Below are 19,206 nucleotides of genomic sequence, written 5' to 3' on the forward strand. Positions count from 1 at the left end.
CACGAACTCCTCAGGCCATCTGCGCGGCGGCTACGACTTCAGCGGGCTCGGCGTTACGCACGGTGCGCCAAGTGTTGTAAGCCATCAGCAACATGCCGCTGAGGAAGATCGCACCACCGATCAGGCGGACGACAAACCCGGGGTGGCTGGCCACCAGTGTTTCGACGAAGGAGTAGGTCAGCGTGCCGTCTTCGTTGACGGCGCGCCACATCAGGCCTTGCGCGATGCCGTTGACCCACATCGAGGCGATGTACAACACGGTGCCGATGGTTGCCAGCCAGAAGTGGGCGTTGATCAGGCCCAGGCTGTACATCTGCGGGCGACCGAAGATTTTCGGGATCATGTGGTAGAGCGCGCCAATCGAGATCATGGCCACCCAGCCCAGAGCGCCGGCGTGAACGTGGCCGATGGTCCAGTCGGTGTAGTGAGAGAGGGCGTTGACGGTCTTGATTGCCATCATCGGGCCTTCGAAGGTCGACATGCCGTAGAACGCCAGCGACACGACCAAAAAGCGCAGGATCGGGTCGCTGCGCAGCTTATGCCAGGCGCCCGACAGGGTCATCATGCCGTTGATCATGCCGCCCCAGCTGGGTGCCAGCAGAATCAGCGACATCACCATGCCCAGCGACTGTGCCCAGTCCGGCAGCGCGGTGTAGTGCAAGTGGTGCGGACCGGCCCAGATGTACAGGGTGATCAGCGCCCAGAAGTGCACGATGGACAAACGATAGGAATAGATCGGACGTTCGGCCTGTTTCGGCACGAAGTAGTACATCATCCCCAGGAAGCCCGCTGTCAGGAAAAAGCCTACAGCGTTATGCCCGTACCACCACTGCACCATGGCGTCAGTGGCGCCACCGTAGAGGGAGTAGGACTTGGTGAAGCTGACCGGGATTTCCAGGTTGTTCACGATGTGCAAAATCGCCACGGTCACGATAAACGCGCCGAAGAACCAGTTGCCCACGTAGATGTGCTTGGTCTTGCGCTTCATGATCGTGCCGAAGAACACGATGGCGTACGCGACCCAGACAATGGTGATCAGGATGTCGATCGGCCATTCCAGCTCGGCGTATTCCTTGGAGCTGGTAAAGCCCAGTGGCAGGCTGATCGCCGCCAGCAAAATCACCAACTGCCAACCCCAAAAGGTAAACGCGGCGATTTTAGGCGCGAACAAGGTCGCCTGGCAGGTGCGTTGCACCGAATAGAACGACGATGCGAACAGTGCGCATCCGCCGAAGGCGAAGATCACAGCATTGGTGTGCAGTGGGCGCAGGCGCCCGAAACTTGTCCAAGGCAAATTGAAGTTAAGTTCTGGCCAGACCAACTGCGCGGCGAGAAAAACGCCGAGCCCCATACCGACGATGCCCCAAACCACCGTCATAATGGCAAATTGGCGGACCACCTTGTAGTTGTAGGCGGTACTTGTAGAAGTGTTCATGGTTCCCCATCCACGGATCAGGTGCGTGCAAACGCGCGCCTGGAGTTATAGGCAGACTAAAAGCGAGGCAAGCATGGGGGTAGCGGGTGATGTCGGTATTGACGGGGATCAATGGGCGCAGTGCGTGCAGCAACGCGGCTGGCTCTGGAATGGCGCTGTGCAAGGCGCCGGTTGGACCTTGATCCTGGCCCATGGTGCAGGCGCGCCGATGGACAGTCAGTGGATGGCTGAAATGGCTGAACGCCTTGCCGTTCGCGGGGTTAACGTACTTCGCTTCGAGTTCCCGTACATGGCGCAACGCAGGCGCGATGGTGGCAAAAGGCCTCCCAATCCGCAGCCGGTGTTACTCGAATGTTGGCGTGAGGTAGTGGGCGAGGTGCGACGGCATGTCGCTGGGCCAATTGCCATCGGTGGCAAGTCCATGGGCGGGCGCATGGCCAGCCTGCTGGCAGATGAGCTGGGCGTGGATGCGCTGGTGTGCCTGGGCTACCCGTTTTATGCGGCTGGCAAACCGGAAAAACCACGGGTGGCGCACCTGGCGCACGTCAAGACGCCGACCCTGATCGTGCAGGGCGAACGCGATGCGTTGGGCAACCGTGAAGCGGTGGAGGCGTATACGTTGTCACCGGCGATTGAGGTGCACTGGTTAGTGGCCGGTGACCATGACTTGAAGCCGCTTAAAGCATCGGGCTTTAGCCATGCACAGCATCTGGAGGCTGCGGCAGACAGGATTGTGAGCGGGTTGAAACCCGCCTAGTCGCGGCCGGGCAGCACGAGGCTGCGTTCGGCGGCGACACGGTATCGGCTTTAGCGGTTAAACCGCTCCACCAGCGAGTACTGCACGTTCACGGTCTGGGTCAGTTCTTCGCTCAATTGCGCCGAGCGCTGGGCCTGATCGGAGGTCTGGTCAGCCAGGTCAGCGATGGTGCTGATGTTGCGGCTGATTTCTTCTGCGACCGAGCTTTGCTCTTCGGTGGCGGCGGCAATTTGCGTGGTCATGTCGGTGATGTTGGCCACCGCTTCACTGATCCCCACCAGCGCCTGATCGGCTTCCAGGACCCGTGCTACGCCTTCTTCGGCCTGACGATGCCCGGCGTCCATGGTGTGCACGGCGCTGGCTGCCGTCTGTTGCAGTTTGGCAATCAGGCTGTGGATCTGGCCGGTCGAGGTGCTGGTGCGTTGCGCCAGTTGGCGCACTTCATCCGCCACCACGGCAAAGCCACGGCCCATTTCCCCGGCGCGGGCCGCTTCAATGGCGGCATTGAGGGCCAGCAGGTTGGTCTGGTCGGCAATGCCTTTGATCACGTCTACCACGCCGCCGATTTCATCGCTGTCCTTGGCTAGCTGGGTAACGGTCGCGCCGGTTTCACCGACCACTACCGACAGGCGCTCGATGGCTTCGCGGGTTTCCCCGGCGATGTCGCGGCCGCGACTGGTCAGGCGGTTGGCTTCCTGGGTGGCGTCCGCGGTGCGTTGCACGTGGCTGGCCACTTCTTGCGTGGTGGCCGCCATCTGGTTTACGGCGGTGGCCACTTGCTCGGTTTCCAGGCGCTGGCGCTCAAGCCCGCTGGAGCTTTGATGCGCCAGGGCGTCGGACTGACGGGCCTGATCGCTCAAGTGCTCGGCGGTGTCCTGCAAGCGCGTCAGGCAGGTTTTCAGGCGGGCTTCCTGGCTGAGAATGGACATCTCCAGACGCGCCTGCGGGCCACGGCTGTCGGTGTACATCTGCGCAATCAGCGGGTCAGACGTGGTCTGTTCCGCCAGGCGCAGTAAGCGTTTGATCCCGCGTTGCTGCCAGGTCAGGCCCAGCAGGCCCAGCGGAATGGACAACAATGCCGCCAGTGCAAACCCCCAGCTGGAGGTGAGCAGGGCGCCAATCATGAAGCTCAACTGGCTGACCAGAATGAACGGCAGCCAGTCCTGCACCACCGGCAGCCACTTGTCGCGCTGCGGAATCGCAGGCTTGCCGCGGTTGATCCGCGAATACAGGGCTTCGGCGCGACGAATTTGTTCGGCGGTCGGTTTGACCCGCACCGACTCGTACCCCACCACACGCTCGTTTTCAAACACCGGCGTGACATAGGCATTGACCCAATAATGGTCGCCGGTCTTGCAGCGGTTTTTAACGATGCCCATCCACGGCAGGCCCTTTTTCAGGGTGGTCCACATGTGGTCAAAGACCGCTGGCGGCACATCGGGATGGCGCACGAGGTTGTGCGGCGCGCGCATCAGCTCATCACGCGAGAAGCCGCTGATCTCGACAAAGGCGTCGTTGCAATACGTGATCACACCTTTGGCGTCGGTCGTGGAAATCAACCGTTGCTGAGCGGGGAATGTGCGTTCGCGTTGTGTGATGGGCTGGTTATTACGCATGTCGTTTCAATCCGCAAGGCTTTGAAAGGGTGTCGGCGTCGGGTGGGATTTGTTTAATTTATATTTCAGTCAACGGGCGCCATTGAGGGCGCCGCGCAGGCCGCGATTCGGTGCTCAGGGCATCAGCATCGGGTAGGTAAAAAAAACAAAGTGCAGCACGTTGAGTCCCAAATGGGTGGCAATCGCTGCCCCCAGGCCGCCAAAACGGTAGGCCAGACCATAGCCGAGCCCTGCGATTCCCGCCAACAGCATCCATTGCCAGCCTGCGGCAAAATGCGCCAGGCCAAACAACAGCGAGGCGATCACCAGCGCGAGGGTCTGGCCATAGGGCAGCTGTTTGAACCAGCGGCTCAGTCCGCCTTGCACATAGCCGCGAAACAGCGCTTCTTCGACCAGGGTCACCAGCAGCAGGTTGTTCAATAGCCACAGCCAACCCTGCGCTGGCCATTTCGGTGCCCAGGCGATCATACCCAGCAGTAAGGCGCCGCCCAGCGCACCCATTGCCGCCAGCGCCAGCCCCATCAAGGTCGCGCCCAGCGAGGCACGCCAGTTGAAGCGCGTGGCAATCCACGGGCACACCAGCAGCAACCAGAACCCGATCAGCGGTTTGTCCAGGTTCAGGTACATCGAGAAGGGCACCGCATCGGCGGTCAGCCGTTCGGGGGCGATGGCGCGGCCGTTGTGAAAACCCGGCAGCCAGTGCAGGGCCAGCGCCAGTGCCAGCAGCACAAACAGGCCGTGCCCGGCATAGCGCAGGTATGGAGTACGGGTTTGTAACACCGCGAGCCCGCTGATGATGAGCAATGACAAGGCGGTGATGACTTGCAGGCTTAATTGGCCGTAGCTCAGGGCCAGGCCGTAGCCCAAGGTTAAGAGGGCCAGATAAGGCCAAGGCTGTGCACGCATGAAAATCCCTTGAGTGATCGTTAAAAAAAACGCCCCGAAGGGCGTTCGGGGCGCGTCAGTATAACGATCAGGCTTTTACGGATTTATCAATAAACGTCGTAAGTGCCGCCCGGATGTCAGGAGGCAATCAGTTGACGCAGCACGTAATGCAGAATGCCTCCGGCTTTGAAGTACTCGACCTCGTTCAGGGTGTCGATGCGGCACAGCACCTCGACCTGTTCCTGGCTCCCGTCTTCACGGGTGATGACCAGGGTCAGGTTCATGCGCGGCTGCAACTGGGCGCCGGTCAGGCCGAGAATGTCGAGGGTTTCCTTGCCGGTCAGGTTCAGGCTTTTGCGGTTCTGGTCCAGCTTGAACTGCAACGGCAACACACCCATGCCCACCAGGTTGGAGCGGTGGATACGCTCGAAGCTTTCGGCAATCACCGCCTTGACCCCCAGCAGGTTGGTGCCTTTAGCGGCCCAGTCACGGCTGGAGCCAGTGCCGTATTCCTGACCGGCAATCACCACCAGCGGCGTGCCGGATGCCTGATAGCGCATGGCTGCGTCGTAGATCGACAGCTTCTCGCCAGTGGGGATGTAAAGCGTGTTGCCGCCTTCTTCACCGCCAAGCATTTCGTTGCGAATGCGGATGTTGGCGAATGTGCCGCGCATCATGACTTCATGGTTGCCGCGGCGTGAGCCATAGGAGTTGAAATCCCGGGGTTCGACGCCTTTTTCGCGCAGGTAGCGCCCGGCCGGGCTGTCCGCCTTGATATTACCGGCAGGGGAGATGTGGTCAGTGGTGACCGAATCCCCAAGCAAGGCCAGCACCCGGGCGGCCTTGACGTCGGTAATGACCGGCAAGGGTCCGCTGATGTCGTCGAAGAACGGCGGGTGTTGAATGTAGGTCGAGTCCTCTTGCCACACGTAAGTGGCCGCTTGCGGCACTTCAATGGCTTGCCACTGCTCGTCCCCGGCAAACACCTCGGCGTATTCCTTGTGGAACATCGCGGTGCTGACCTGCGCCACGGCATCGGCGATCTCTTTTTGGCTGGGCCAGATGTCGCGCAGGTAGACCGGTTGGCCATCCTTGCCCATGCCCAGCGGCTCGCTGCTGATGTCCGTGCGCACACTGCCAGCCAGCGCATAAGCCACCACCAGAGGGGGCGAGGCGAGCCAGTTGGTTTTCACCAACGGGTGAACACGGCCTTCGAAGTTGCGGTTGCCCGACAACACGGAAGCCACGGTCAGGTCGTTCTGGGTGATGGCTTTTTCAATGGGTTCAGGCAGCGGCCCGGAGTTGCCGATACACGTCGTGCAGCCGTAGCCCACCAGCGAGAAGCCCAGTTGATCCAGATAAGGCGTCAGCCCGGCAGCTTTGTAGTAATCGGTGACCACTTTGGAGCCGGGCGCAAGGGAGGTTTTGACCCAAGGCTGGGTCATCAGGCCTTTTTCCACGGCTTTCTTGGCCACCAGACCGGCCGCCATCATCACGCTCGGGTTGGAGGTGTTGGTGCAAGAGGTGATTGCGGCAATCACCACGGCGCCATTTTTCAGGCGATAGGTTTTGCCTTCCCAACTGTATTCAGCTTCGCCCACCAAATCGGCATTGCCCACCGCCACGCCACCACCGCCCTCGCTCTCAAGGCGGCCTTCTTCTTTATTGGTGGGTTTGAATTGCAGGCTCAGGAAGTCATCGAAGGCCTGACCCACGTTCGGCAGCGACACGCGGTCTTGCGGGCGCTTTGGCCCGGCCAGGCTGGCTTGCACGGTGCCCATGTCGAGGGACAAGGTGTCGGTGAACACCGGCTCCTGACCCGGCTCGCGCCACAGGCCCTGCGCTTTGCAATAGGCTTCGACCAGTTTTACCGTGGCCTCGGGGCGACCTGACAGGCGCAGGTAGTCCAGCGTGATGTCATCCACCGGGAAAAAGCCGCAGGTTGCGCCATATTCGGGCGCCATGTTGGCCAGTGTGGCGCGGTCGGCCAGTGGCAAATCGGCCAGGCCGTCGCCATAAAACTCGACAAATTTGCCGACCACGCCTTTGCTGCGCAGCATTTGCGTGACGGTCAGCACCAGGTCGGTGGCGGTAATGCCTTCTTTGAGCTTACCGCTGAGTTTGAAACCCACCACTTCCGGGATCAGCATCGACACCGGCTGGCCAAGCATCGCCGCTTCCGCTTCGATACCGCCCACGCCCCAGCCCAGTACGCCAAGGCCGTTAATCATGGTGGTGTGAGAGTCGGTCCCCACCAGCGTGTCGGGGAAGGCGTACGTGCGGCCGTCTTCTTCCTTGGTCCAGACCGTGCGGCCCAGGTACTCCAGGTTGACCTGATGGCAGATGCCGGTGCCCGGCGGTACGACGCTGAAATTGTCAAAAGCACTTTGGCCCCAGCGCAGAAACGCATAACGTTCGCCGTTGCGCTGCATCTCGATATCAACGTTCTGTTCAAAGGCACTGGGGCTGGCGAATTTATCGACCATCACTGAGTGGTCGATCACCAGGTCCACCGGCGACAGCGGGTTGATCCGCTGCGGGTCGCCACCGGCCTTGGCCATCGCGGCGCGCATGGCTGCCAGATCGACCACGGCGGGCACGCCGGTGAAGTCCTGCATCAACACCCGCGCCGGGCGGTACTGGATTTCGCGATCCGAACGGCGCTCTTTGAGCCAGGCGGCGAGCGCCTTGAGGTCGGACTCGGTGACGGTTTTATCGTCTTGCCAGCGCAGCAGGTTTTCCAGCAGCACCTTGAGCGACATGGGGAGCGTGCTCAAATCGCCAAGCGTATTGGCGGCCAATGGCAGGCTGAAATAGTGATAAGTCTTATCGTCGACTTTTAAGGTAGAGAGGGTCTTCAGGCTATCGAGGGAGGACATGAAATGACTCCTTAGATCCGCACGGTAACGGATCGTGTGGAACAAACTGAGCTTCTAACCTAGGGGCTGGTCGCGTGTCATTGCACGCCGCGCTCCGACGGGACGAAAGCCCACGGGGTATAGGGCGGCGGCTATGCAACGTGAACAGACCCTAGCCCTGATTCATCAAACTGGCTAATAACTGGACTGCCTAGGCAAGTTCAAGGTTCCAATCTCAGTTATCATGCCGGCCTTTTTGTGACAGTCCTTGCTCCAAAGCAGGGTTGTGCAGCGGACCAATCCTTGTCAGCTGCCCAGGAGTGATTCAATGAACACCGTTTTTATGCACTGCCGCCCCGGTTTTGAGGGTGAAGTCTGCTCGGAAATCGCCGAGCACGCCGCGCGCCTCAATGTGTCCGGCTACGCCAAAGCCAAACCGGCCAGTGCCTGCGCCGAATTTGTGTGCACCGAAGAAGGCGGCGCTGAGCGGCTGATGCGCGGTTTGCGTTTTGCCGAGTTGATTTTCCCCCGCCAGTGGGCGCGGGGCACGTTCGTCGACCTGCCCGAAACCGACCGTATCAGCGTGATCCTCGACCGCATGGACGGTTTTCCGGTATGCGGCAGTCTATGGCTGGAAATGGTCGACACCAATGACGGCAAAGAGCTGTCCAATTTCTGTAAAAAGTTTGACGCCCATTTACGCAAGGCGCTGATTAAAGCCGGCAAATTGGTGGAAGACGATGACAGCAAGCCGCGCCTGTTGCTGACGGTCAAAAGTGGCCGTGAGTTGTTTCTCGGTCTGGCTGAGTCCGACAACAGCGCAATGTGGCCTATGGGCATACCGCGCCTGAAGTTCCCCCGTGAAGCGCCGAGCCGCTCGACCTTGAAGCTTGAAGAGGCCTGGCACCATTTCATCCCTCGCGACCAGTGGGACGATCGCCTGCACAGCGACATGACCGGGGTTGACCTCGGCGCCGCGCCCGGCGGCTGGACGTGGCAGCTGGTCAATCGCGGCATGCTGGTCACGGCTATCGACAACGGCCCAATGGCCGAAAGCCTGATGGACACCGGCCTGGTCCAGCACTTGATGGCCGACGGTTTTACCTTCAAGCCGCGTCAACCGGTGGACTGGATGGTCTGCGATATCGTTGAAAAGCCCGCGCGCAATGCGGCGATGCTGGAAGAGTGGATCGGCGAAGGTCATTGCCGTGAGGCGGTGGTCAACCTCAAATTGCCGATGAAACAGCGCTATGCCGAAGTCCGGCGTTTGCTCGACCGTATCGCTGAGGGCTTCAAGGCGCGTGGCATCACGGTGGAGATCGGCTGCAAGCAGCTGTACCACGACCGTGAAGAAGTCACCTGCCATTTGCGTCGAATCGACGTCAAAAAACCCAAATCTCGCTGATTCAGGAGTTACTGATGATTCTTGCTGACCTGCCGGTTGACGGCACGCTGGACGCCACCGGGCTCAACTGCCCGGAGCCTGTCATGATGTTGCACCAACACATTCGGGACCTGATGCCGGGCGGCCTGTTGAAGGTGATCGCCACCGATCCGTCCACGCGCCGGGACATTCCAAAATTCTGTGCGTTTCTCGACCATGAACTGATCGGTCAGACAGAAGAAGCGGGGACTTACCTGTACTGGATCCGTAAGAAGCAGGGCTGAACCCCAAGGTGACCCGCAGCCGCTATCAAGGGCTGCGAAGGGTTGCACTGCAACCCCGCCAAGCAAGCGTTTGGTTGAAGCGCCAGCCGGTTATTTGCCGGCGGCGCGAATGCGTTTTTTCGCGCTGCTCACCAGGCGCACGCTGAGCATCAGCGCCGCGCAGGTCAGGCCCGCAATCAAGCCTTGCCACAACCCGCTCGGGCCGCTCGGCTCGCCCAGCCAGTCAGTCAGGCCCAGCGCATACCCCACGGGCAACCCCACGCCCCAGTACGCAAACAAGGTCATGATCATCGTCACCCGGGTGTCTTGATAGCCGCGCAAGGCGCCTGCCGCCGTGACCTGAATCACGTCCGAAAACTGAAACAGCGCCGCGAACACCAGCAACAACGTGGCGACTTCCAGCACCTGGGGGTCGGCGGTGTAAATACTGGCAATTGGCCCGCGCAGCAACAGAATCAAACTGGCCGAGATGAACGCCCAGATCAGCGCCGTGCCCATGCCCACGCCGGCCACAAATCGGGCTTCGCGCGGTTGCTGGCGGCCCAGTGCCTGACCGACGCGCACGGTAATGGCCATGCCCAGCGAATACGGGATCATGAACACCAGCGAACTGAAGTTAAGCGCAATCTGATGACCCGACACCACGGTGGCGCCGAGGCTGCCGATCAACAGGGCGATCACCGCGAAGATGCTGGATTCAGCGAACACGGCGATACCGATGGGCAGGCCGACACTGAGCAGTCGCTTGAGAATCGGCCACTTCGGCCATTCAAAATGGCTGTACACCTGACTCGACTGATAGATCGCACCGCGCATCGTCCAGACCACCATGCCCAGGGCCATGAACCACATCACGATCGCCGTGGCCCAGCCGCAACCCACGCCGCCCATGGCCGGCACGCCAAAATGGCCGTAGATGAAGATGTAGTTGAGCGGAATGTTCAGTGCCAGCGCGATCAGGCCCAGCACCATGCTCGGCCGGGTTTTGCCCAGCCCGTCACTGAACCCGCGCAAGACGCAGTAAATCGCCACCGCGGGCATGCCGCTGGCAATCCCGTACAAATAGCCCATGCACGGCTCGATCAAGTCGGGGGCGACCTTCATCCAGTGCAGCAACGGTTCGGCAACCATCAAGATCCCGGCCGCGCACAGCCCGGTGATGAACGCCAGCCACAGGGCCTGGCGGACAATCGGGCCGATTTCGCCATGGGTGTTGGCGCCATAACGCTGGGCGACTTTCGGGGTGGTGGCCAGCAGAATCCCAGACATCAACAGAAACACCGGCACCCACACCGAGTTGCCCAGCGCCACCGCTGCCAGATCGCGCGGCCCGACGCGCCCGGCCATCACGGCGTCGACAAACCCCATGGCCGTCGTGGCCACTTGGGAAATGATGATGGGAAGCGCCAGGGCAAGCAGGGCGCGCACTTCTGTGCGCACCCGCGCAGGGCGGCTGACAGGGGGGGTAGCAAAATCAGGAGAAACAGCGTTCACAAGTGTGCATCCAGCGTGTAGTAGGCGCAAAAGCGGGGATTGTACGCGCCCGGCACCGCCGGGCAACTGTGCAGTTGTAGTGCGTTTGTAAGCACCGGGGCTGAAGCGGTGTGACACCTTGCTGGCTCATTGTGTACAACAACGCCTACACTGCTGCTCCGCCAAAGGAGCCTGCCATGTTGATTGTTGCTGATGAAAATATTCCGCTGATCGAAGAATTCTTTGCCTCATTCGGTGAAATACGCCGTTTGCCGGGGCGTCAGATCACCCGCGCCGACGTGCATGACGCCGATGTGCTGCTGGTTCGCTCGGTCACCCGGGTCGACCGCGAACTGCTGGAAGGCAGCGCCGTGAAGTTTGTCGGCACGTGCACCATCGGTACCGATCACCTGGCGTTGGACGACTTCGAACACGCCGGCATTCAGTGGGCCAGCGCCCCCGGTTGCAACGCCCGCGGCGTGGTGGATTACGTGCTTGGCAGCCTGCTGACACTGGCCGACATCGAAGGTGCCGACCTTGCGCAGCGCACCTATGGCGTGATTGGCGCGGGTGAGGTGGGCGGTCGGCTGGTCCGGGTGTTGCGTGATCTGGGCTGGAAGGTCCAGGTGTGTGACCCTCTGCGTCAGGCGGCTGAAGGCGGAGATTACGTCAGCGTGGAGCAGATCATCGAGCAGTGTGACGTCATCAGCTTGCACACCCCGTTGAGTAAAAGCGGTGATTTCGCGACATGGCATTTATTGGATGAGGCCCGGTTGAACCGGCTCAAACCCGGCACCTGGCTGATCAACGCCAGCCGTGGCCCGGTGGTGGACAACGCTGCGCTGCGCAACGTGCTGAATGCCCGTGAAGACCTGCAAGCCGTATTGGATGTGTGGGAAGGCGAGCCGCAGGTTGACGTGGAACTGGCCGACTTGTGCGTCTTGGCCACACCGCACATCGCCGGTTACAGCCTGGATGGCAAGCAGCGCGGCACCGCGCAGATCTATCAGGCGCTGTGCGCGTTCCTCGGTCAGACGCCGCAGGTGCAACTGGCGGATTTACTGCCGGCGCCCTGGCTGGCCAAGGTTGAATTGAGCGCCAACAGCGATCAAGCGTGGGCCTTGGCCATGGTGTGCCGTGGCGTCTATGACCCGCGTCGGGATGACGCTGATTTTCGACGTACCCTGACTGGCCCGGTCGATCAGCAAAAGCAGGCGTTCGATGGTTTGCGCAAGCACTACCCGGTGCGGCGTGAAATTGAAGGGCTGACCGTGCACATCAAAGGACACAACCCCGCGTTGACTAAAATGGCCGCCGCCCTCGGCTGCGTGGTGGTTTAACCGCGTATAAAAAAACCGGCCACTTGGGCCGGTTTTCAAAAGACGGGGGTCTGTCAGTTCTTGTGCTTGGGTGTGACCAGGCGTTTATCCAGCTCTTCGCACGCCTGTTGAATCATCGCTTCGGTGATCTCGACTTCTTTGCCTTGCGCATCAATGATTGCGCACCCCACAGACTGGTTGGGCTGGGTACGAATCACCGGTACTGATTGAACATTGTGTTGCAAATCCATGGCCTGTCTCCTCATCAGGGTGTAGCGCTAATGTAGTTCCATTTAGTGACCAAGCTGTGACAACCCTTGGCGGCCATTTACTCAAACAGAAATATCCTGAAACTTCCAGTCTCACCTTAGAACAATCCGACCTAGGGTTGGCATGAGCCGGTCATATTCAAACCGAGTGAGAAAGGTTTACATCGAAGCCTGTTTTTTCGTTGTAGGCTGTCCACTGCCCATGTGGGGCATTTCTTGTTTATTCGGGTGTTCTGGATGCTTTCTTCTCGTCATCGCCGGGCGCTTCGTCTGGCGACTCATTTTGTAGCGCCTTATCGCTGGCACACCGCAGGCGCCTTGCTGGCACTGATTGTGACGGCCGGCATCACGCTGTCGATGGGGCAGGGCATTCGTCTGCTGGTGGACAAGGGCTTTATGACTCAGTCCCCGCACCTGCTCAATCAGTCCATCGGCGTGTTCCTGCTCCTGGTGCTGGCGCTGTCCGTGGGGACGTTCGTGCGCTTTTATCTGGTGTCGTGGATCGGTGAGCGGGTGGTGGCCGACATCCGGCGTCAGGTGTTTAACCACCTGATTGACTTGCACCCCGGTTTTTATGAAAACAACCGCAGCTCGGAAATCCAGTCGCGGCTGACGGCGGACACCACGTTGCTGCAATCGGTGATCGGTTCTTCGCTGTCATTGTTCTTGCGCAACAGCCTGATGGTGATCGGGGGCATCGTGCTGTTGTTCATCACCAACCCCAAGCTCACCAGCATCGTGGTGGTGGCCTTGCCGCTGGTGCTGGCGCCGATCCTGATTTTTGGCCGCCGGGTGCGCAGCCTGTCGCGTCAAAGCCAGGACCGGATTGCCGATGTCGGGAGCTATGTGTCCGAAGCCCTGGGGCAAATCAAAACCGTCCAGGCCTACAACCACCAACAGCAGGACCGGCAGCGCTTTGCCCACACCGTTGAACAGGCTTTCGCCACCGCGCGCAAGCGTATCGTGCAGCGTGCCTGGCTGATTACCCTGGTGATCCTGCTGGTGCTGGGCGCGGTCGGGGTGATGTTGTGGGTGGGCGGCATGGACGTGATTGCCGGGCGCATTACCGGTGGCGAACTGGCAGCCTTTGTGTTTTACAGCCTGATTGTCGGCAGCGCGTTTGGCACCTTGAGTGAGGTCATTGGTGAGTTGCAGCGGGCGGCCGGGGCCGCAGAGCGGATCGCCGAGTTGTTGCAATCCAAAAGCCTGATCTCGGCGCCAGCCAGCGGGTTGCTGGCACTGCCCGAACAGGTGGCGGGCACTCTGCACCTGCAAGGTGTGTCGTTTGCCTACCCCTCGCGCCCGGAACGCTTTGCCCTGGAAGACCTCACCCTGACCGTCCATGCAGGCGAGACGCTGGCGCTGGTCGGGCCGTCGGGGGCGGGCAAGTCGACGTTGTTCGATTTGCTGTTGCGCTTTTACGACCCGCAGCACGGTCAGATCCTGCTGGACGGGCTGCCCATCACGCAACTGGACCCGCAGGACGTGCGCCGCTGCTTCGCGTTGGTGTCACAAAGCCCGGCGCTGTTCTTTGGTTCGGTGGAGGACAACATCCGCTACGGCAATCCCGATGCCACGCTGGAACAGGTGCAAGCGGCGGCGCGCATTGCCCATGCCCATGACTTCATTTTGCAAATGCCCGAGGGTTACAGCACCCATTTGGGGGAGGGCGGGCTGGGATTGTCCGGCGGCCAGCGTCAGCGCCTGGCGATTGCCCGCGCGCTGTTGGTGGACGCGCCGATCCTGTTGCTCGATGAAGCCACCAGTGCGCTGGATGCCCAGAGCGAACACTTGATTCAGCAAGCCTTGCCCAGCCTGATGTCAGGCCGTACCACGCTGGTCATCGCCCATCGCCTGGCCACCGTGCAGAATGCGGACCGCATTGCGGTGATGGATCAGGGCAAGTTGATAGCAATCGGCACCCACGCGCAGCTCATTGCCACTAACCCGCTGTATGCGCGGTTGGCAGCGTTGCAGTTCAATGTGCAGGGGTAAACGGATAGCGATCAGGTCGGGAGAGCGGAGTGTGTTGACATCCTTCGCCGCCCTCGCCAGCGATCACCGCGGCGGGATGCCGGGTCATCGCTGGCGAGGGGGGGCGCTTCAACCGCTGGTTAGCGGTATTCGCACAGGTAGGCGGTTTCAACCACGACCTTGAGCTGGAACTTGCTATTGGCCGGTACGTTGAACTGGCTACCGGTCTTGAACGTTTCGAAGACCTTGCTGCCCTGCAATTTGACGTTCAGCTCGCCCGACACCACGTGCATGATTTCACGCTCGGCAGTGCCGAATTCGTATTCACCCGGGGCCATGACGCCGATAGTGGCCTTGCCTTCGGCTTGCGTGAAGGCAATCGACTTGACGGTGCCGTCGAAGTATTCGTTGACTTTAAACATGGCGATTCCTCGGTAGGGGCTTAAAAAGGCTGGCCAGTATGCAGAAGCCGTTTTATCCCGTCACGCCCTTTTAAGGGTGCTAATCGGCCAGAATCAGCGGCAGTAAACGTGCGGTATTTCGCGCGTCTTCCAGTGCCCGGTGCTGCTGGCCGTGAAACTGCAGGCCCGCCAGTTGCAGCGCGCTGTTGAGCCCCAAGGCCTGCTTCAAGTGACGTGCCTGTGCGAACTGTTGTTTAAGGTTGTGATGCGCCAGATGCGCCAATGCACTGTTGAGCTGTTTTTGCTGCCATTCCTGCTGCAGTTGCTTACGGTCGTAGTCGCCCCAGCTGGCCCAGGCTTCAAGGTGGGGCAAGTGCTGGCGCAGCCAGCGTTCAAACTGCTCCCAGACCTGCGTCATCGGCATGGCGCAGTCGATATTGGCTTGGGTAATGCGCGTCAGTTGGCGGCAGAAGGGCGTCAGTAAAGGGCGGCGCACGGGCCGTATAAACCGTTGAAAATGGTCAACCTCACGGCCCGAACGGGTGACGATGCTGGCACCGATTTCAATCACCTCCATTTCCTCTAGAGGCCAGCCGCCGTCGTCGGTGGTGGCTTCCAGATCAATTACCAGCCAGTGCGGCATGTGCGGCTTCCTTAAACAGCATCGGTGTTGAGCAGTGGAGCGTAGCCAAAGCAGTGAGATCCGCCTAGGCTCTTTTTTGTGTGGGCCAGTCAAGGGCTTCCTTGGTAGGCTACGCGGGTTTGAATGGCCATCGCGCCCGATGTAAGGTCGTGCACAGAACAATAAGTTCCAGCCAAAGGCGTAACCAGAGGTATACGGTTTGAAGTGTTTGCCAGTCCGGATGGCTCACAGCATGTTGCTGGTCTTTGGCATGACGTTGCTGACGCCCGTGTGGGCCGTGCAGGAAGTCAGGGTCGGCGCTGCTCACTTTCCCCCCTACACAGTGCGCCCCGAAAGCGGCGTCGACACTGGCTTGTTGCCGCAATTGCTCGATGCCCTCAACCAACTGCAAAACGACTTCCGTTTTGTTCCGGTGCCCAGTTCCATTCCCCGTCGCTTCCGTGATTTCGATCAGGGGCGAGTCGATGTAGTGATGTTCGAGAACCCGGCCTGGGGCTGGCAGGACATTGCCTACAGCGCGGTCGACATGGGCCTTGAAGATGCCGAGGTGTTCGTTGCCAGGCAACAGCCAGACCGCCAACAGGATTACTTCGACGATTTGAGCAATAAACGGCTGGCGCTGTTTAGCGGCTATCACTACGCGTTTGCCGGGTTCAACCCTTCACCCCGTTACCTGGCGCAGCACTTTAATGCCACGCTCACGTACTCCCACGAAAGTAACCTGCTGATGGTGCTGCGTGGCCGGGTCGATGTGGCGTTGATTACCCGTTCCAATCTCACCGAGCTGCTCGCCCGCAACCCGAAGATCAAGCCCCAGGTGCTGGTGTCTCAGCGCATTGACCAGATCTACCACCACTACGCCTTGCTGCGGCCACAGGCGCCGATTGCCGCCCCGCAGTTGGCGGCCCTGTTGCAACAGCTGCGTGACAACGGCCAGATCAAGTCGATCTTCGAGCCGTTTCAAGTGGCCGTGGTGCCCATGCGTCGGCCACTGGCTGAGGTGCTGCCCTAAATTCTGCGGGTCGGCTAACGTCAAACAGCCTGACTGTTGACGATAATCGTGAGCCCAAGCCATGACTGCTGTTTTCCCGTTTCAACCCCGCTGGCGCGATCTGAGTGCCGACTTGACCGACACCCGCCTGAGCCTGACTGAGGGGCAACACCCGCTGATCGACCTGCGCCTTGAGCGTGGCGACACCCTTGAACTGCACCTGCAAGACGGTCACCCCGGCGCCTCGCTGCAAGGCGTGTGGGCGGCTTGTTACTGGTTGTTTGCCAGTGATCCTGCGTGTCAGCAATTGACCTGGCATCTCGATCCGCCCCCGCCCGCGGCATTGCGCAGCGGGCTGTTGCGTGCCACCGAGGTTGCCGGGCACTACCAATGCCTGCGCAGTCTGTTTTGGCAACAGCCCCGTCCATGGACCGGCGATGCGCCCGTGGCGGCGTACCCGCAGCACATGGTCATCAGCGGGGGTAAACGTCATCCGCTGCGCGCGCCCCAACCGGTGGGCGAGGTGTACCGGCGTTTTGATGCCCGGCTGGGCAGTTGGATATCCCTGCGCACCCTGGATATCGAAGCCGACCTTGAACGCTTCAACCGCTGGCAGAACACGCCCCGGGTCATGGATTTCTGGGAGGAGGGCGGCACCCTTGAGCGCCACCGCCAATTCCTCGAGACCTTGGCCGCTGACCCGCACACCGTCACCTTGATTGGCTGCATCGATGACCAGCCGTTTGCGTATTTCGAAGTGTACTGGGCGAAAGAAGACCGCATCGCGCCGTTTTATGACGTGGACGATTACGACCGCGGCATTCACATGCTAGTGGGGGAGCAGGCGCATCGCGGGCCGCACAAAGTCGCCAGTTGGCTGTCGGCGCTGACGCACTACGTGTTTCTGGACGACCCGCGTACTCAGCGCGTGGTGGCTGAGCCGCGCGCCGATAACGCGAAAATGATCGGCTACATGCAGTCTCACGGGTTTCACTGCGAGAAAGAGTTCAACTTCCCGCACAAGCGTGCGGCGCTGATGATGCAAAGCCGCGAGCGTTTCTTCGAAGGGTGTGAGCTGGTCTAGCGGCTGGCCGGGGCTTGCAGGGGCGGGCGCGCTCCTGCAAGTGGCGTTGACGCTCAGCGGCGCGCGAAGGTATCGCGTGGGGTGCCCGAGACCTTGCGGCAGTGGATCAGGGCGTCGCGGATCATGAAATTCACCAGCGTCGGCGACACCCCCAATTGCTTGGCAATGTCCTTTTGCTGAACCCCGTGCAGGCGATACATCTCGAAGGCATAGCGCGTCCGGCTGGGCAGTTCGGTCAGTGCGTCGGCAATGTTTTCCAGGGTTGAAAAGTTGATGTGCGAGGTTTCGGGCGATGCGCCGTGGATGACCACATTCAAGCCTTCCTCTTCCGGGCCGGAGTATTTCTGCTCCAGCGCCTGCTTGCGGTAATGATCGATCGCCAGGTTACGCACGATCTGAAACAGGTAGCTCAATTGCGCCTTGAACGATGAGGTGATCTGCGGCGCAGCGTGCAAACGGAAGAAGGCGTCCTGCACCACATCTTCAGCTCTGGACCGACACCCGGTGATGCGTGCTGCAATCTTGACCAGGATGAGCCGGTTTTCAACAAAGGCTTGAAGTAAGGGTGAATCGCACCTGCTTGTGGACACTTGTTCCGTCATGGAAATCACCTGTTGCAATTGAAAAAGTGTGGGCGTCTGGACAAGCCACGGCCTACACAGCTCGCAACAAATTAGGTTGAATGATAATGATTGTCAATTGAGAAAGAGAATTAATGAAGTCGATTACCTCACTTTGAGAAACGCCTCACATCACGCACCGTCCGCTCAAAATCACCCCCTCTCGCGGGACTAATTATTTGCGTCGGCCAACCGTTCTCAATGGACATGGGCCGGTATCAGAGCTGGCCAAGTAATGGCTCGGAAAGGAGGGCGAGATGGGAAAGGACCGTAAACACGCAGCGAGTTTAGAGGGGGCACCCACGCACCTTGCGCAGATCCATCCGGCGTCAGGCAGTGGCGTCGGGCGATGAGTGAGGTGATCAACATGCGCCTGTTTTGCCTGCCCCACTCGGGCGCCAGTGCCATGGCCTACAACCGCTGGCGGCGTTCATTGCCTGAGTGGCTGCACGTGCGTGCGCTGGAGCTGCCGGGGCGCGGGATGCGCATGGACGAACCGCTGCAATGCGACATCAAACGCCTGGCCCATCAACTGGCGGACGAAATCAGCCCCGAGCTGGATCGACCCTTCGCCATTTTCGGCCACAGCCTCGGCGGCTTGCTGGCCTTCGAGCTGGTGCATGCCTTGCGTGAGCGCGGCCTGCCAGCGCCACTGGCGTTGTTTGCGTCGGCCACGGCGGGCCCGGCCCGGCGCGATGTCAGCGAATACGCCGTGGCCAAGTCCGATGGGCAACTGCTCGCCCGCCTGCGCGAGTTGAAAGGCACCGACGATGCCGTGCTGGCCAATACCGAACTGATGCAATTGATGCTGCCCATCCTGCGCGCCGACTTTTTGCTGTGTGGCAATTTCACCTATGGCCAGCGCACGCCGCTGGCGCTGCCGATTCACGTCTTTGGCGGCAAGCAGGACAGCGTTCGCGCCGATCAACTGCTCGACTGGCAGGCCGACACTTGCTGCAGGTTTTCCCTCGACATGTTCGAGGGGCATCACTTCTTTCTGGTGGAGCAGGAGCAACCCTTGCTGCGTTGCCTGCGCCGCTACGCCGAAGAACATCTGGCGCGCTGGCGCAACCATCAGGCCCGGCCAATGGCCAGCCCCCACGTGTAAAGCGCAGCCCCGGCTTCTCGTACTTCAAGCAGACCGATTTTTTTCAAGCCTGGAGCCTGTTGGCGTTTCGCCGTCACCGCGAAACCCCGTCGGCCCTCTACAGGA

General features: G+C 60.5%; 17 protein-coding genes. 8 read left to right on the forward strand and 9 right to left on the reverse strand.

What is annotated here, in order from left to right:
- Positions 1-10 precede the first annotated feature (10 nt).
- The gene (ccoN, locus tag TU74_RS15495) at positions 11-1,435 is read right to left on the reverse strand and encodes a cytochrome-c oxidase, cbb3-type subunit I (RefSeq protein ID WP_047275220.1); all 1,425 of its coding nucleotides are present in this window, start codon (positions 1,433-1,435) and stop codon (positions 11-13) included.
- A 73-nt stretch (positions 1,436-1,508) separates the two neighbouring features.
- Here ccoN and TU74_RS15500 point away from each other — a divergent pair, with 73 nt between their 5' ends.
- Positions 1,509-2,192 (forward strand): alpha/beta family hydrolase, encoded by a 684-nt coding sequence (locus TU74_RS15500; protein WP_048377008.1) that lies wholly within the window; start codon positions 1,509-1,511, stop codon positions 2,190-2,192.
- Positions 2,193-2,242: 50 nt separating this feature from the next.
- Here the strand turns inward: TU74_RS15500 and TU74_RS15505 are convergent, their stop codons facing one another.
- The 3 genes from TU74_RS15505 to acnA form a co-directional block, all read right to left on the reverse strand.
- Positions 2,243-3,808, reverse strand: a complete 1,566-nt coding sequence (locus tag TU74_RS15505) for a methyl-accepting chemotaxis protein (protein ID WP_048377009.1) — start codon at positions 3,806-3,808, stop codon at positions 2,243-2,245.
- A gap of 114 nt (positions 3,809-3,922) precedes the next feature.
- Complete coding sequence (locus tag TU74_RS15510; protein WP_048377010.1) at positions 3,923-4,714, reverse strand: CPBP family intramembrane glutamic endopeptidase; 792 nt, start codon at positions 4,712-4,714, stop codon at positions 3,923-3,925.
- 116 nt (positions 4,715-4,830) lie between these two features.
- Positions 4,831-7,572 carry an aconitate hydratase AcnA gene (acnA, locus tag TU74_RS15515; protein ID WP_047275212.1) on the reverse strand — a complete coding sequence of 914 codons (2,742 nt, stop codon included), beginning with the start codon at positions 7,570-7,572 and terminating at the stop codon, positions 4,831-4,833.
- Positions 7,573-7,879: 307 nt separating this feature from the next.
- On the opposite strand from acnA, the gene rlmM reads away from it, so the two are divergent.
- Complete coding sequence (gene rlmM, locus TU74_RS15520) at positions 7,880-8,956, forward strand: 23S rRNA (cytidine(2498)-2'-O)-methyltransferase RlmM (RefSeq protein WP_048377011.1); 1,077 nt, start codon at positions 7,880-7,882, stop codon at positions 8,954-8,956.
- Positions 8,957-8,970: 14 nt separating this feature from the next.
- Positions 8,971-9,219: a sulfurtransferase TusA gene (gene tusA, locus TU74_RS15525; RefSeq protein WP_048377012.1), complete on the forward strand. Its 249-nt coding sequence runs from the start codon at positions 8,971-8,973 to the stop codon at positions 9,217-9,219.
- Positions 9,220-9,309: 90 nt separating this feature from the next.
- Here tusA and TU74_RS15530 read toward each other — a convergent pair whose 3' ends face one another.
- Positions 9,310-10,713, reverse strand: coding sequence for an MATE family efflux transporter (locus TU74_RS15530; protein WP_048377013.1), 1,404 nt, complete (start codon positions 10,711-10,713; stop codon positions 9,310-9,312).
- Between the two features lie 176 nt (positions 10,714-10,889).
- Between TU74_RS15530 and pdxB the strand changes: the two genes are divergently transcribed.
- The gene (pdxB, locus tag TU74_RS15535; protein WP_048377014.1) at positions 10,890-12,032 is read left to right on the forward strand and encodes a 4-phosphoerythronate dehydrogenase PdxB; all 1,143 of its coding nucleotides are present in this window, start codon (positions 10,890-10,892) and stop codon (positions 12,030-12,032) included.
- Between the two features lie 53 nt (positions 12,033-12,085).
- Here the strand turns inward: pdxB and TU74_RS24485 are convergent, their stop codons facing one another.
- Entirely contained in the window at positions 12,086-12,262 is a 177-nt protein-coding gene (locus TU74_RS24485; RefSeq protein WP_047275201.1) for a PA1571 family protein, read from the reverse strand.
- Between the two features lie 255 nt (positions 12,263-12,517).
- Here TU74_RS24485 and TU74_RS15545 point away from each other — a divergent pair, with 255 nt between their 5' ends.
- Positions 12,518-14,275, forward strand: a complete 1,758-nt coding sequence (locus tag TU74_RS15545; protein WP_047292883.1) for an ABC transporter transmembrane domain-containing protein — start codon at positions 12,518-12,520, stop codon at positions 14,273-14,275.
- A 119-nt stretch (positions 14,276-14,394) separates the two neighbouring features.
- Here TU74_RS15545 and ppnP read toward each other — a convergent pair whose 3' ends face one another.
- Both ppnP and TU74_RS15555 read right to left on the reverse strand, forming a co-directional pair.
- Complete coding sequence (ppnP, locus tag TU74_RS15550; protein WP_048377015.1) at positions 14,395-14,676, reverse strand: pyrimidine/purine nucleoside phosphorylase; 282 nt, start codon at positions 14,674-14,676, stop codon at positions 14,395-14,397.
- A 79-nt stretch (positions 14,677-14,755) separates the two neighbouring features.
- Positions 14,756-15,298, reverse strand: coding sequence for a 3'-5' exonuclease (locus TU74_RS15555; RefSeq protein ID WP_048377016.1), 543 nt, complete (start codon positions 15,296-15,298; stop codon positions 14,756-14,758).
- Between the two features lie 232 nt (positions 15,299-15,530).
- Between TU74_RS15555 and TU74_RS15560 the strand changes: the two genes are divergently transcribed.
- On the forward strand, positions 15,531-16,310 hold the full coding sequence (locus TU74_RS15560; RefSeq protein ID WP_226942068.1) for a substrate-binding periplasmic protein: 780 nt from the start codon (positions 15,531-15,533) through the stop codon (positions 16,308-16,310).
- Between the two features lie 61 nt (positions 16,311-16,371).
- The gene (locus tag TU74_RS15565; RefSeq protein WP_048377018.1) at positions 16,372-17,373 is read left to right on the forward strand and encodes a GNAT family N-acetyltransferase; all 1,002 of its coding nucleotides are present in this window, start codon (positions 16,372-16,374) and stop codon (positions 17,371-17,373) included.
- A 53-nt stretch (positions 17,374-17,426) separates the two neighbouring features.
- Here TU74_RS15565 and TU74_RS15570 read toward each other — a convergent pair whose 3' ends face one another.
- Entirely contained in the window at positions 17,427-17,975 is a 549-nt protein-coding gene (locus TU74_RS15570) for an RNA polymerase factor sigma-70 (RefSeq protein WP_048377019.1), read from the reverse strand.
- 367 nt (positions 17,976-18,342) lie between these two features.
- Here TU74_RS15570 and TU74_RS15575 point away from each other — a divergent pair, with 367 nt between their 5' ends.
- Positions 18,343-19,101: a thioesterase II family protein gene (locus TU74_RS15575; RefSeq protein WP_048377020.1), complete on the forward strand. Its 759-nt coding sequence runs from the start codon at positions 18,343-18,345 to the stop codon at positions 19,099-19,101.
- Positions 19,102-19,206: the final 105 nt, after the last annotated feature.

The sequence above is a fragment of the Pseudomonas lundensis genome (genome assembly GCF_001042985.1).
Lineage (GTDB): Bacteria > Pseudomonadota > Gammaproteobacteria > Pseudomonadales > Pseudomonadaceae > Aquipseudomonas > Aquipseudomonas lundensis.

Coding starts and splice junctions, on each gene's coding strand:
- acnA (WP_047275212.1), bottom strand. CDS start 7,572: ATGTCCTCCCTCGATAGCCTGAAGACCCTCTCTACCTTAAAAGTCGAC.
- TU74_RS15575 (WP_048377020.1), top strand. CDS start 18,343: ATGAGTGAGGTGATCAACATGCGCCTGTTTTGCCTGCCCCACTCGGGC.
- TU74_RS15555 (WP_048377016.1), bottom strand. CDS start 15,298: ATGCCGCACTGGCTGGTAATTGATCTGGAAGCCACCACCGACGACGGC.
- TU74_RS24485 (WP_047275201.1), bottom strand. CDS start 12,262: ATGGATTTGCAACACAATGTTCAATCAGTACCGGTGATTCGTACCCAG.
- TU74_RS15565 (WP_048377018.1), top strand. CDS start 16,372: ATGACTGCTGTTTTCCCGTTTCAACCCCGCTGGCGCGATCTGAGTGCC.
- rlmM (WP_048377011.1), top strand. CDS start 7,880: ATGAACACCGTTTTTATGCACTGCCGCCCCGGTTTTGAGGGTGAAGTC.
- ppnP (WP_048377015.1), bottom strand. CDS start 14,676: ATGTTTAAAGTCAACGAATACTTCGACGGCACCGTCAAGTCGATTGCC.
- tusA (WP_048377012.1), top strand. CDS start 8,971: ATGATTCTTGCTGACCTGCCGGTTGACGGCACGCTGGACGCCACCGGG.
- ccoN (WP_047275220.1), bottom strand. CDS start 1,435: ATGAACACTTCTACAAGTACCGCCTACAACTACAAGGTGGTCCGCCAA.
- TU74_RS15510 (WP_048377010.1), bottom strand. CDS start 4,714: ATGCGTGCACAGCCTTGGCCTTATCTGGCCCTCTTAACCTTGGGCTAC.
- pdxB (WP_048377014.1), top strand. CDS start 10,890: ATGTTGATTGTTGCTGATGAAAATATTCCGCTGATCGAAGAATTCTTT.
- TU74_RS15560 (WP_226942068.1), top strand. CDS start 15,531: ATGTTGCTGGTCTTTGGCATGACGTTGCTGACGCCCGTGTGGGCCGTG.
- TU74_RS15545 (WP_047292883.1), top strand. CDS start 12,518: ATGCTTTCTTCTCGTCATCGCCGGGCGCTTCGTCTGGCGACTCATTTT.
- TU74_RS15505 (WP_048377009.1), bottom strand. CDS start 3,808: ATGCGTAATAACCAGCCCATCACACAACGCGAACGCACATTCCCCGCT.
- TU74_RS15570 (WP_048377019.1), bottom strand. CDS start 17,975: ATGACGGAACAAGTGTCCACAAGCAGGTGCGATTCACCCTTACTTCAA.
- TU74_RS15500 (WP_048377008.1), top strand. CDS start 1,509: ATGGGGGTAGCGGGTGATGTCGGTATTGACGGGGATCAATGGGCGCAG.